Consider the following 12,094-nt stretch of genomic DNA (forward strand, 5'->3'; position numbering starts at 1 on the left):
ATCGGGCGGTCCGTTCAGCGGTTGTGGTTGGTGACGTTGACGTGGACGTTCACGGCGCTCTGCCCGCCGCCCCCGCCGCCGCGGGCGGTGGTGGTTTTGGCGAGGGCGTAGGCGCCGACGCCGAGGGCGGCGAGGCCGCCGACGCTTCCGGCGGCTTGTGCGACGGCCTGGACGGCGTAGCCGATGCCCAGGCCGCCGGCGCCGAGGGCGACGCCGCCGGCGAGCAGGCGGGCGGGCCACGGGTCGCGGGCCGGGGCGGGTTCGGTGGCCGGGGGCGGGGTGGGGAGGTAGACCACGGTCGGCCCGGGCGCCGGGCTGACCGTGGCGGGTATCGGGGTGGTGGGCTGGTAGAGGGCGGGCGGTGTGGTGAGCGGGGCTGCGGCGTAGAGGGGGTGGCCGTCGGCGGTGTAGAGCACCGGGCCGGGCTGTGGGGTGTGGTTCACGGTGCTTCTCCCGTCGGGGCGGTGGGTTGGTGGGTCAGTGGCCGGAGACGGCCTGGACGAGTGCGGTGAGGGCGTCGTTGACGGGGCCGGAGATGCCGGTGGAGGCGGCGGTGAACCCGCTCAGCCAGAGCACGACGGCGGCGGACAGGGAGAGGTGCCGGCCGCGGATGAGGACGACGGAGATGATCGCGAACAGGACAGCGGTGCTGAGCGAGACGATCACGGCAGAGCCTTCCGGCAGATGTGGGCGGGCGTTGGGGGCCGGCCCCGAAGGGGTCCGGGGCGGGGTTGGTTCACCTGTCGTGCGGCCTGTCGTCTGTCCTGTCCTGTCGCCTGTCGTCCGCAGGTCAGAGGGGGGATACAGGCTGCGCGACAGGCGAAAGCCCCCCTCGTTCGGGAGTGGCGACAGACGACAGGACAGGGGCCGTTTCAGGCGTCGGGGGCGTGATCGCGATGGACGTAGCGGGCCTTGCTGCCCTCGCCGATCCGGACCGCCTCGCCGCTATCGGCCCAGCCCTTGAGCCATCCAGCGATGGCCTGCCGCCGGGTGCCGAACCGGGGCTGCAACACCTTCTCCATCGCGGAGGCGCCGGTGCCCTCGGGGCCGGCCTCGCGCAGCAGCGCGAGCGCCGCGTCCTTCGCGCCCGGGGTCTCGGGGGTGGTGTCCTCGCGGCCGGTGGCCCAGGTGGAGGCGTCGGCCCAGTCGGTTCCGGGCGGGGTGGCGTCGGGCTCGATGGCGGAGGGCAGGAGCCAGATCGACTCCAGGTCGTCGACCGTCGTCTCGGCGGGGCGGTCCCATCCGGCGGTGGCCTTCCACCCACCGGCCGGTGCGCTGCCTGCGCCGGGGCCGGCGGCGGGCCCGGCCGTGGTCCGTGCCGCGGGTGCGGCGGGGGTGGTGACGGGTGCGGTGCCGGCCCAGAGGTGGCCGCAGCGCTCCAGGAGCCAGCGGTCGGTGTAGTCGGCGCCGGCCGCTTCGAGCGAGGGGGCGTCGAGCGCGGGGCGGCGGTGGGCGGTGAGCGCGGTGATCTCCTCGATCACGTCGGGCTTGATGCGGGACTGCCGGGCCTTGGCGGGCTGCTTGCCCTCGGTGCCGACCAGCACCGAGCCCTTCCCCGAGAACGAGTCCTCCGCCCGCAGGGCCCGCCACCCGAAGAGGTGGCCCAACTCCGAGTCCTCCAGGGCGCCGGTGGCCAGGCGGTTGCTCGCCATCTTGCGCACCAGCGGGTCGGGCATGACGTCCTGAGTGACGCGCAGGACGGAGATGACCGCGCGGATCGCCATGGCGCGGGCGATGCGCACGACCTCGGAGACTCCGGCGAGGACCTGGCGGGCCTCGCGGGTGGCGGCGACCTCGGCGCCCTCGTCCATGATGATGACGACCTCCGGAATCCGCGGGCCGACGGGGAGCTTGTCGTCGTTGGCGTCGCGCATCGCCTCCTGATAGGCCACTTTGCGGGCCTTGGCGATGCGAACGGCGGCGGCGAGCATCCGCCGCGCCTCCTCCACGGTGGAGGCGACCCAGTCGACGCCCGGCACGGGGATGTCCGCGTCAGCCCAGCGCGAACCCTCGCGGCCCAACTGGGCGTCGCGCCAGGCGTTGAGCCAGGGCAGGCCGATCGAGCCGCCGTTGAGGTCGATCACCCACACCAGCGTGTCGTTGGTCTGGTCCAGGCGCGCGATCAGGGTGTGGAGCCAGTTGGTCTTGCCGCTGCCGGTGGGGCCGGTGACGATCGTGGAGGCCTGCCGCAGGTCCATCTCCGCCCGCGCGCCATCGGAGAGCAGCGCGACCGGGATCGGGTTGTTGACGGTGGTGATTTCCGTGATGTCCTCGGCAAGGAAGAGGAGTTCATCGGTGATGACCTTGGTGGTGACCTGGATGAGTACGCGCCGGCGGGAGATGCCGGGCATGACCTGCAGGCCGCAGCCGTCGGGCAGGTCGAGGTCGGATCCGAGTCCTTCGGCGCGGTCGGTGATGGCGCGTCGGGTGGTGCCTCCCTCGGGGAGCTCGATTTCCAGGGTGTAGCCGGCGCCGGAGGGCCAGTGCTGGACGCCGAGGACGGTTACCTCCACGTTGCAGACGCGGCGGATCCGGTCGGTCCACTCGGCGGCGAGTTGGCGGCGGGCCCCGATCAGGAGGAGGTGTGTGCGCCGGGCCTGCTCGACTTCCTCGTGTGCGGCGAACGCGGCGCCCAGGGTGCCGGCGGCGATTCCGGCGACGGCGAGCGTGCCCAGGTCGGGCCACTGCCAGGGGCCGCCGTGGTCGAGGGCCCAGGACGACCAGCCGCCCGCGACCATCCAGCACGTGCTCCGGAACACGATGGTCGCGCCGGTCAGGCGTCGGCGCAGGCCCGCGGCGATGGTGCCGAGCGCTCCGGCGGCGCCGGCGGCGAGGGCCCAGGTGGCGGGCATGTCGGTGGCGTGGCCGAGCGCGGTGACGGTGAGGGCTCCTCCGACGCCGTTCAGGGTGCCGGTCACCAGGCCGTGCCGGGCCGTCCAGTCCACCCGCATCTCGGTCTTGTTGGTCTTGGTCATGGCGGGGTCTCCAGCCGGTAGCGGGCCGGGCCCGTCCACAGGGTGTGGACGGGCCCGGCCGGAAAGGGGGGAGGGGTGATCGGCAGTGCTAGACGTTCCACTTCCGCTCGGCTTCCAGGCCGTTGCGGGGGTTCTCCTTGCGCTCCAGGTCGTCCGCGTGGGCCTGCCGGAACGTGGGGCCGACCTCTTCGAGGGCGTGGACCACGCGGTTCATGGCCTGGTAGCCCTGGCTGATCTCCTCGACGACCGCCGGGTCGACGGGCAGCTGCTCGGCGGACTTCTCCGCGAGGACGCGCAGCACCTCCTGCAGGAGGACGTAGGCGGCGGGGAGTTCCTCGACCAGCGCCTTGAATCCGTCCATCGTCTCGGGGTCGAAGGTCCGGGCGGCCCGGAGCATCTCTTCGGCGGCGACGAACAGGCTGAACGCGGGGGTGTCGTCGGACATGGCGGTCTCCTTCACGGTGGGCTTGCCGAGGGGGATCGGGCGGGTCACGGGGCCCTGGCCGGGCTGCTGCCGGTCGGGGCCATCGGCCGCGCCAGGGGTGGCCTGGCCGGGGACGTTGACCGTCTCGGCCGGGACCGGCACGGCCGCCGCCGCGGCGCGGGTGGTGTCTTCGGGGTTGGCGGTGCCGAGGATCGCGGCGTCCCGGGTGGCCCGAACGGTGCGGGCGCGCGCCGCGAGACGCTGCCACGTGCGCCGCATGTGGCTGCTGACCTTGCCTTTGTGGCGCCAGTTGCCGGCCACGGCCGAGGCGAGGCCGACCAGGCCGGTGGCCGCGGCGGTGCCGGCCATCCGGGCCCGGTGACGCATCGCCGAGCGCCGAAGCGCCGTCGACTGCACCGGGGACACCTGACCGACCGCGCCGCGCCGGCCTCCCGGGCGGGCGCCGGCGCCGGTCGACGCGTCGATACCGGCCGCGCGCTCCGCCCGCGCCTGGCCCTTCGCGACGCGCCGGGCGGTCCGGCCGGCGACCCGGGCCAGCCGGCGTTCCTGCCGGCCGGCGCGGGGGTCGCCCTGGTCACCGTGGGCCCGGGGGCCGCTGCTCGGCCGGCGGGGAAGCCGGCCGGTGGCCTTGGCCAGGGTGTGCGCGGCGGACGCCGAGCGGTGCCGCAAGCCACCGCCGGCCCGGGCGGCCGCAGCGGGACTCGCGGTCGGTCCGGCCTGGCCCGCCCCGCGACCCGAGTGGCTGGCAGCGCCCACCCCGGCGGCGCGGGCCGGGGGGATGGTTCCGGCCGTTCGCGCCGGGCCGAGCCCCTGCCGCTCGGCGGGGCGGTGCCCGGGTGCGGCCCCGGCAGCTGCTCGGCGCCCGGCCGGGCCGAGGCCGGACCGGTACGACGCGGCACTGCCGTCGGAGGCGCCCGGCGAGCCGTAACGGCGTTGCGGGGCAGTGGCGTTGGTGAGCGTGCCCCATCCGGCGGCCCGGCGTCCGGGCGAGGCGGATGCGTGCGGGATGGCGGCCGAGCGTCCAGCCGCCGCACGAGCAGCAGCGGCGGGGAGGGTGCGGCCGGTGGTGCGGCGGTTGCGGGCTCGGCGGGCCAGGCCGCCCAGGGCGGCGGCGCCGGCCACTGTGCCGAACGCGACGGCGCCGACGGGGCCGCCGAGCGCCAGCGCTCCGGCACTGGCGGTGCCCAGGGCGTTGACGGCGGCCACCGCCAGCGGCATGCCCGGAACGGCCCCGGGCGGCGGGGCACTCTGCGCGGCCTTGGCCGGGGTGGGGGTGGGTGGCTGGTTCTGGGGTGCGGGGACGACCTCGACCAGCGTCGAGGCCACGGGCTCAGACATGATGGGCGCTCCGGTTCTCTGTGAGGACGGAGGGCCCGGAACCGCCGTCGTGCTGGCGTGCTGTCGGCGGTTCCGGGCCGTAGATCGCTGAAGTCAGCGCACGCTGCGACCGGGGGTACGCGGCGGCGGGGTGAGTGCGTGGGGCTGCGGGAAGGGCGGTTCGACGGCTCCGGGAGTGGCCGGGGCGATGTCGGGCATGCCAGTACCTCCAATCTGTGTCACGGGCGGATGGCGATGGCGTCGCCGGTGGTCAGGCCGCGAGGGCGGCGGGCTCGGCGCAGGGCAGGCAGGTGCCGAGGTGTGCGGGGAGCACGTAGCCGACGTCGTGTCGGCAGGTGGGGCAGGTGCGGCGCGCGGCGTTGGCCTTGGCGAGGGCAGCGGCGCGCGCCGGGGTCATGGGTCGTACGGGCCGGGCCAGTGCGAGCCGGTAGAGGTAGGCGGGGCGAGTGCCGCCGTAGCGGGAGCGCCACATGATCTGTGCGGCGACGTCCTGTCCGCCGGGGCGCAGGCCCTTGGCGCGGAGCTGTCGGCGGGTGAAGTAGCCCGCCGGGGCCATGCGCCACGGGTAGGTGGGCGTGCCACCGTGGCGGGAGCCGTCGGGGTCCCAGTGGCGAGGGCGACTCACGGCTCAGGCCCCGGCGATGGCGGGCTCGGACAGCTCGTAGAAGCCGACCAGCTCGAGCGGGACGCCGAAGGGGGTGCCGCGGGCGATGAGCCAGGCCAGGGTGCCGCCCACCTGTTGCTTGTGGTCGACGGCGGCGGGGGCGAGGTCGAGGGCGGCGCGCCACTGCTCGAACTCGCCGAGGTCGTCGTGAAGGGTCGCGCGCACGCCCCACATCCACGGCCCGGTGGAGGGCTTGAGCCGCTGCAGGCCGATGTTCGGCGTGGGCAGGTCGGGGTGGGTGATGAGGAGGGCGAGCAAGGCGCGGCCGGCGTCGGCCTGGCCTCCAGCGGTTGCGGTGGTGGTCGTCTCGGTGGTCACGATGCCTGCTCCTCGGTGGTGTCGGTGGTGGGGACGGCGTGCAGGGCGGGGCGCTCAGGCGTGGCCGCGCTGAACTCGCGGTAGCGGGCGGCGACCCACCCGGCGGACCAGCCGGTCAGGTCGGCCGCCCGGCGCTGCGGCACCTGGGCCACCACGCAGCTCTGGATCGTCAGGCGGGCCTTGTCCTCGGGCAGCCGATCGTCGGCGGCGGGCGCGGTCAGGAGCTTCTGCCGCAGCTGCTCGATCTCCTGCTCGGCGCTCTGCTCACGCTCGCGCTCACGGCGCTCACGCTCGCTCACGGCCCGCTCACGGTGCTCACGCTCGGCCCGCTCCGCGTCCTGGCGGCGCTGCTGTTCCTCGCGCTCGGCGGCGGCCCGGCGGGCCTGGTCGGCACGCTCCTCGCGGGCCATGTGCGCGACCCGCTCATCGTGCTCACGGGCCATCCGGGCGTCGTGCTCACGGCGCTCACGCTCGGCCCGGTCGGCACGGTCGTACTCGGCCAGACGGTCCGCGCGTTCCTGCCGGCGGCGCTCCTCGGCACGGTGCTCGCGCTCGGCCCGCTCATCGCGCTCACGCGCCTCACGGGCGCCCAGCGCGGCGGCGATCGCCCGCCGGTAGGCCAGCGACGTCTCCGCCGTCACGATCAGCAGCAGCGGCGCCACCGCGTGAACCGCCACCCCAACCCGGTCCCGGTCCAACGCGCTCTGACCCACGTTGAGCAGCACCGTCATGGCGCCGGTCATCCAGCGCAGCACGACCGGCCACCGGCCGCCATCGCCGCCCAGGCGGGCCAGGGTGCTGTCCATCCGGACCACGATCACCACCGCCGCATCCACCACGAGCGGCAGGATCGGCGCCGTCCACTCCCAGCCGTCGGGGGTGTGGTGGGACATCAGCGGGGTCACCGTGAGCACGCTGTAGAGCACCGCGCCCAGCGTGATCGTCCACGTCCCCACGGCCAGCGCCCGTTCCGCGGAACGGATCTGCTCGGGGCTCATCGGCGCCTTCACCGCGACCATCTCCCGGTGCGGGATGAGCGGGTCGTGAGTACGTGGTGAGCGGCCGTGAGCGCCGTGAGCGTGGGGCCCGCCCTCACGCCGCCACCTGCCCAGCGGCCGCGTCGGGGCGGGTGCCTGCTCGGCGTCGCAGCGGCACCGGCGCCGTGTTCAGCAAGCGCTCGGCGTAGGCGGCCAGCGCCGGGTCCTCCCGGTGCAGGTCCGCCAGGATGTCGGCCGCGGCGTCCATGCGGACCTCGCGTTCGGCGTCGCTCTCACCCGGCACCCCGGCGAACAGCCGGGTCAGCTCCGAGTCCACGCCGAGCGCCAGCTCAGCGAACTCGTTGTCGTCCAGGGCTGTCTGGCCTGCAACAATCGACCACATGGGTCTGCCTCGTTTCTCGTTTTGAGGGGTGGACCTGGCGGGGGCGGCTCCTCTTCCGGCCAAGGACACGGGAGCCGTCCACCGCGCAGGCGGTAGGTAGGTTGAGCTGGGGCTTAGTGCTCCGGCGCCAGCGCGCCGTTGCCGTAACGGCGGGAGCCGTCCGCGCACAGCACGATGTGACGCGGCCCGTTGCGGAACGGGCTCCAGGCGGCGACCAGCTTGCGCTCGTCCTCGCCGACCACGTCCAGTGCACTCGCCGGGCGGGCAGCCAGCAGCTCGTCGATCAGGGCCTCTACACGGCCCATTCGGGTCCGGTCGACCACCCTGGAATCCTTGCGCGCGGCGGTACTCCGGGCGAACTCCCTTGCCGTGTCGGCCAGGCGCTCGCGGTCGGGTTCGAGGCGCTTACCGGCGGGCGCCTGCTGCTGGCTCTCCTGCTCGCTGGCAGCCGCGGCCTGGCAGGGGTTGCACAGCGTGCCAGTGTTGACCCGGTTCAGCCGGGCCCTGCAGGTGGTGCACGTGGCGTGCTCTTCCTCGACGGCTTCGCGGGCGACTGTTCCGGCCTCGGCCAGGGCCGCCGCGCCGGCCGCGAGCACCGTCCGCCAGTCCTGCTCGCTGATCTCGCCGCTCCACCGCGGTGCACGATTCCCGGTCAACCGGCCCAGTCGGCACGCCACTGCCCGCCGCCGCCGCTCGTCGCCCTGTGCCTTCGCCACCCACGCTCCCTCTGAAATCCGGGAGGAACCGCTGGTCAGCGACGCCACACGGCAGGCGTAGGAACGGCCGGTCACAGCCGGAGCGGGGGTGGTGCGGGACATGGCGAGCATGGCGAAGCCTCCTGAATCGTCAGGTGGAGCTCAGGTGGGATCAGCGCGTTGACGTGCTGGAATAGCGCGACTTGAGAGCTTTGTTCTCTCTGCCTCACAGTTCAACTGTGAGGCAGAGTGGGCAGAGTTGGCAAGTCCATCGGGTGGGCGACATGCGGAAGCATTGGTTCCGGGCGATGGGTGCGGCACTATGAGGCAGAGACGCAGAGATGTGGAGTGTTGATGGTCGAGTGGACCGGAGAAAAGCCCGCCTACCGGCAAGTGGCAGATGCCCTTTGCGTTCGGATCGCTGCCGGTGAGTTCGCTGCCAGCGGGCGGATTCCGTCCTTGGCGGAGCTCCGGGAGCAGTACGAGGTGACGCAGACGGTTGCCCGGGCGGCCGTGACGCACCTGAAAGAGGCTGGTCTGGTGGTGAGCCACCAGGGCAAGGCGGCGTTCCTGGCTTCGGATGCAGGGATCAGGGCAGGTGTGCTGGCCGGCGGCGCCGAGCAGCTGCAGCGGGAACTGGCGGAGGTCCGAGACGAACTTCGCGCGCTGGCTGCTCGCGTTGCGGAGCTTGAGGCCAGGTGACGGTCGGGCGGGGGGATCGGGGGATCGCGGGTTCGCCGCGGTCCCCTCTCTGCATATCGGTGCGGCTGGCTCCCCATTGCTACCTCCTTGGTGGTGCGGACTGATCTCAGTTCACACCGGCGGCCAAGGAATCGGTATCACGGATCTTTACCGGTATTCGGCGGAGCATCTTTACACGAGTAGTATCACGACTTCTATCGCGATTTTCAGGTGACTCAACGAGCCGCTACACTCGCGGCACGAGCAGTTTCCTAGGAGGGGAATATGGCTCGGCAGCGCCCAGATTGGAATCCGACAGTCCTCAAAGGGGTCAGGGAGTCCCACGGTCTGACCCTTGAGGAAGTCGGCGAGAAGCTGCGGGAAATCGGCGAGCGGCACAAGTTCAGCCTTGCGGCCAACTTTCAGACAGTCTGGGCACACGAGAAGGGGACCGCGTACCCCCGCCCTGACTATCGCCGGGCCTACTGCATTCTCTACCGTCTCAATGAGGCGGAGCTGGGTTTTCGCCGAGCTCTCCCCGGAGAGGTCGCTACAGTGCCCAAGCCGCGTTCAGCAGAGGCTGCCCCAGATCTGGCCGAGACCATCCTTGAGGCGCTCGGCAGTATCCGCGAAGGTGTGGAAGGGGTTGACGTCGAGGCATTCCGAACCCGCATCGTGGAGGAATGGAGGCGCCGCGCAGGCGGCGATGTCGCCAGCCCGGTCATTCTCCTGGTTGGCGGCTACGCCGGTTCCGGAAAATCCGAGTACGCCAAGTTCATCGGACGCCTCACGGGATGGCCGATTCTCGATAAGGACTCACTAACGCGGCCGCTGGTCGACCAGCTGCTGCTGGCTCTCGGCGGCGAGGCCAACGACCGGAGCTCCAACCTCTATCGGGAGAAGGTGAGGCCGCTCGAATACCGCTGCCTCATGGAGGCTGCGTGGGACAACCTGAATTGCGGGACCTCGGTGATTCTCGACGCGCCGTTCCTGGCGGAGTTCTCGCAGGCGGACTGGATGCAGCGCTTCTACAACCGATGCAAGGCGAAGCGTGTTGCCGTGGCCGCGATCTGGGTCGAGTGTGACCCCGACTCCATGAGGGAGTACATCGAGTTCCGAGGTGCCGCCCGGGACATGTGGAAGATGGAGGCCTGGGAGGACTACCTGGCCACAGTCGACCTGAAGCTCAGGCCGGCCGGTCCGCACTTCGTGGTGGACAACCGACTCGGTGCGGCCGTCGCCGCCGCGGACCAGGCCCGCGACGCGCTGAGCGGGGGTGGGCTGTGACCCCCCGCGGCCTTGTCCTCTACGGCCCGCCGGCAGCCGGAAAGGACACGGTGACCCGGGCCCTCCAGGAGCTTGGGGACTACCGACTGTTCTCCAGGCTCAAGGTCGGAAGCGGGAAGTCTGAGGGGTACCGAATGGGCACTCCCGAGCAGCTTGCCGAGCTGGAGTCGGCGGGCGATGTCATCTACCAGAACAGCCGGTACGGCAATACCTACGTCATCGACCGGCCCGGAATGGACGCCGCTTTCGAGGCAGGCACCCCGATCGTGCACCTGGGGCAGGTCGACGGCATCGCCGCCCTGCTCGACGGCTATCCGGCGGACTGGGCCGTGGTGCTCCTGTGGTGCGGACGGGAAGTGACCGCGGCCCGCTCTGCTGGTCGGGGGGACCACGACACAGAGGCACGCCTGAGTGCCTGGGACGCCACCCAAGCTGACGTCGAGGCGCACCCTGGGCAGGTGTGGGATCTGTCGTTGGACACCAGCACCGTGGACCCTGCAGGCGCCGCCCTGCTCATCGACGAGCTCATCGTGGGCGGCGGTCGGTAGCGGCCGCCGCAACAGCTTCTACGGGCGGGCGAGTTGGTCAAGGGCCTCGTCGGGCGTCAGCTCGGCGAGGTCCTTGCTGCCCTCCCACCGAGCGAGGGTCTGCGAGACGGCCCTCAGCAACTCCTCAGGCAACCCGACCCCGGACACCATGTCGGCGGCCTCGTCCATCTCGGGCCCCCATCGCCACGCCCGGGCGGCCGTCTTGGCGATGTACCCGGTCTCCAGCAGGTAGCTGCCCTGCCGCGCGCCGGCAACGTCGAGCAGCGCATCATCCACGCCGTGTGCTCGCGCCGCGCCGAAGGCGACCGCTGCGAGCACACGGGACGCCTTCTGGTACGAGCTGTACGCCAGCTTCAGGGCCGATGCCCGCCCGACTTCGTCCCCGAGGACGGGAGTTGCTACCGCGCTCCCGGCGAACAGCCTCTCCAACACCGAGACGGCGGCGGACGGACCGGAGAGGTACAGCCGGGTTCGCTTCCCGTTGATCGGCGGAGAGCCGATGACTGCGCCGTCGACCACGGCCCGGGCGGAGCTCCCCAGCAGCTCGGCGATGCGGGCCATGCGCTCCGGGCTGATGGCGTTGGCCTCCACGTAGATGCCGGCGTACCGGCGCTCGGCGACGTCGTGAGCCAGGCGCTCGGCAGCGGCCGGCGGACAGAGGCTGACGATGACGTGGGCCTGTTCCACCAAGTCGCCCAGATCGGCGACCGGCTCCAGACCGGCCTGCTCGGCCCGAGCTGCGGTGGCCGGACTGCGGCCCGCTGGGCACCAGAGCACCCGCGCCGCGTTCGGTCGGGCGCAGGCGGCCACCGCGGCACCCATGCTTCCAGGGTGAAGGATCCCCACGGTCGGCTTGATGGTCATCGTGCACCTTCTGGAAGTCTGAGCAGGAAGTCCGCTGCATCGCCGACGGTCGTTGCGATGTGGTCGGGGGTCAGCCCGGGCACGGTCCAGGCGGTGCCAGCCGATATCCAGACCGTTCGCAGGCCGGCAGCGCTGGCCCCGGCGATGTCCGTCACTGGGTTGTCGCCGACCATCCAGGCCTCTGCCGGAAGCACAAAGCCGCAACGCGAAGCAGCCGTCCTGAAGACTGCAGGATCCGGCTTCCGAGCCCCGGCCTCCTCGGAGATGCACACCGCGTCCACGTGGTCGAGGATGCCCGCGGTGGCAAGCTTGGCCTGCTGGATGTCGGTCGGGCCGTTGGTCAGCACGCCTACGGACCACCCGGCAGCTCGGAGCAGATCGAGGCGGGCCAACGTCGCCGAGTCACACACCACCTTCGCGGCCATTCCCGCACGGTAGGTGGCCCACAGCTCCTCCGGCGGCTCAGTCAGCCCGAGTTCGACTCGCAGGCCTTCGAAGGTCTCGGGCCGGGCGCGGTCCTGCAGCGCCTCGGCCAGCATCTGCGTGGCCCTCGGCGGTAGGCGTCGATCGGCGCTGAAGTCGGCTGCCCACGCGGTCACCGCGTCGCGCCGGTTGATCAGCGTGTCATCGAGGTCCATGAGGACGAGCCTGCCCATGGCGACGACCCTACCGACGTCGCGAGCGGGCACGCGGCGTCGGGTGCCGAGCACTTCAGGCTGTGATCAGGAACGCAGTAGCGTCGGGCGCTGGCGTTGGTGTTCGCTCGATAGCGCGATCCAGCTTCCCGGGCCGGCGGCCGGCCGGCAACCGGCAGGCAGATCTTCCCTACGGGTTCAAGGGCGCGCACGGCGCGCCAGCGCGCGGCCCTGCCGCTCGCCGTCGCTCCTGTCTGCGCCCCG

The 12,094-nt window shown here is 72.4% G+C and carries 14 protein-coding genes; 3 read left to right on the top strand and 11 right to left on the bottom strand.

The features are described from left to right. Positions 1-14: 14 nt before the first annotated feature. The 9 genes from ACFYUY_RS05635 to ACFYUY_RS05675 form a co-directional block, all read right to left on the bottom strand. Positions 15-443, bottom strand: coding sequence for a hypothetical protein (locus ACFYUY_RS05635; protein WP_387898227.1), 429 nt, complete (start codon positions 441-443; stop codon positions 15-17). Between the two features lie 34 nt (positions 444-477). Continuing rightward, positions 478-666, bottom strand: coding sequence for a hypothetical protein (locus ACFYUY_RS05640; protein ID WP_387898230.1), 189 nt, complete (start codon positions 664-666; stop codon positions 478-480). A 206-nt stretch (positions 667-872) separates the two neighbouring features. Next, positions 873-2,975 carry a hypothetical protein gene (locus ACFYUY_RS05645; RefSeq protein ID WP_387898232.1) on the bottom strand — a complete coding sequence of 701 codons (2,103 nt, stop codon included), beginning with the start codon at positions 2,973-2,975 and terminating at the stop codon, positions 873-875. An 88-nt stretch (positions 2,976-3,063) separates the two neighbouring features. Further along, positions 3,064-4,758: a hypothetical protein gene (locus ACFYUY_RS05650; RefSeq protein ID WP_387898234.1), complete on the bottom strand. Its 1,695-nt coding sequence runs from the start codon at positions 4,756-4,758 to the stop codon at positions 3,064-3,066. Positions 4,759-5,008: 250 nt separating this feature from the next. Continuing rightward, on the bottom strand, positions 5,009-5,383 hold the full coding sequence (locus ACFYUY_RS05655) for an RRQRL motif-containing zinc-binding protein (RefSeq protein ID WP_387898237.1): 375 nt from the start codon (positions 5,381-5,383) through the stop codon (positions 5,009-5,011). A gap of 3 nt (positions 5,384-5,386) precedes the next feature. Continuing rightward, positions 5,387-5,740 (bottom strand): hypothetical protein, encoded by a 354-nt coding sequence (locus tag ACFYUY_RS05660; protein WP_387898239.1) that lies wholly within the window; start codon positions 5,738-5,740, stop codon positions 5,387-5,389. Beyond that, the gene (locus tag ACFYUY_RS05665) at positions 5,737-6,738 is read right to left on the bottom strand and encodes a DUF2637 domain-containing protein (RefSeq protein ID WP_387898242.1); all 1,002 of its coding nucleotides are present in this window, start codon (positions 6,736-6,738) and stop codon (positions 5,737-5,739) included. The genes ACFYUY_RS05660 and ACFYUY_RS05665 overlap by 4 nt, the downstream gene beginning before the upstream one ends. Before the next feature lie 94 nt (positions 6,739-6,832). After that, a complete protein-coding gene (locus ACFYUY_RS05670) occupies positions 6,833-7,120 on the bottom strand; it encodes a hypothetical protein (RefSeq protein WP_387898244.1) in 288 nt (95 codons plus the stop codon). A 113-nt stretch (positions 7,121-7,233) separates the two neighbouring features. Continuing rightward, entirely contained in the window at positions 7,234-7,836 is a 603-nt protein-coding gene (locus ACFYUY_RS05675; RefSeq protein ID WP_387898247.1) for a hypothetical protein, read from the bottom strand. Positions 7,837-8,169: 333 nt separating this feature from the next. Between ACFYUY_RS05675 and ACFYUY_RS05680 the strand changes: the two genes are divergently transcribed. From ACFYUY_RS05680 to ACFYUY_RS05690, 3 genes are all read left to right on the top strand, one after another. Beyond that, positions 8,170-8,517, top strand: a complete 348-nt coding sequence (locus ACFYUY_RS05680; RefSeq protein WP_387898250.1) for a GntR family transcriptional regulator — start codon at positions 8,170-8,172, stop codon at positions 8,515-8,517. Positions 8,518-8,781: 264 nt separating this feature from the next. Beyond that, entirely contained in the window at positions 8,782-9,783 is a 1,002-nt protein-coding gene (locus tag ACFYUY_RS05685) for an AAA family ATPase (RefSeq protein WP_387898253.1), read from the top strand. A gap of 134 nt (positions 9,784-9,917) precedes the next feature. Beyond that, positions 9,918-10,331 (top strand): guanylate kinase, encoded by a 414-nt coding sequence (locus tag ACFYUY_RS05690; RefSeq protein WP_360207630.1) that lies wholly within the window; start codon positions 9,918-9,920, stop codon positions 10,329-10,331. 18 nt (positions 10,332-10,349) lie between these two features. Here ACFYUY_RS05690 and ACFYUY_RS05695 read toward each other — a convergent pair whose 3' ends face one another. Together ACFYUY_RS05695 and ACFYUY_RS05700 are read right to left on the bottom strand one after the other, a co-directional pair. Further along, the gene (locus ACFYUY_RS05695) at positions 10,350-11,153 is read right to left on the bottom strand and encodes a DUF1932 domain-containing protein (RefSeq protein ID WP_387898257.1); all 804 of its coding nucleotides are present in this window, start codon (positions 11,151-11,153) and stop codon (positions 10,350-10,352) included. 38 nt (positions 11,154-11,191) lie between these two features. Continuing rightward, positions 11,192-11,851, bottom strand: a complete 660-nt coding sequence (locus tag ACFYUY_RS05700) for an HAD family hydrolase (protein ID WP_387898260.1) — start codon at positions 11,849-11,851, stop codon at positions 11,192-11,194. Positions 11,852-12,094: the final 243 nt, after the last annotated feature.

The organism is Kitasatospora sp. NPDC004745 (genome assembly GCF_042873275.1).
Lineage (GTDB): Bacteria > Actinomycetota > Actinomycetes > Streptomycetales > Streptomycetaceae > Kitasatospora.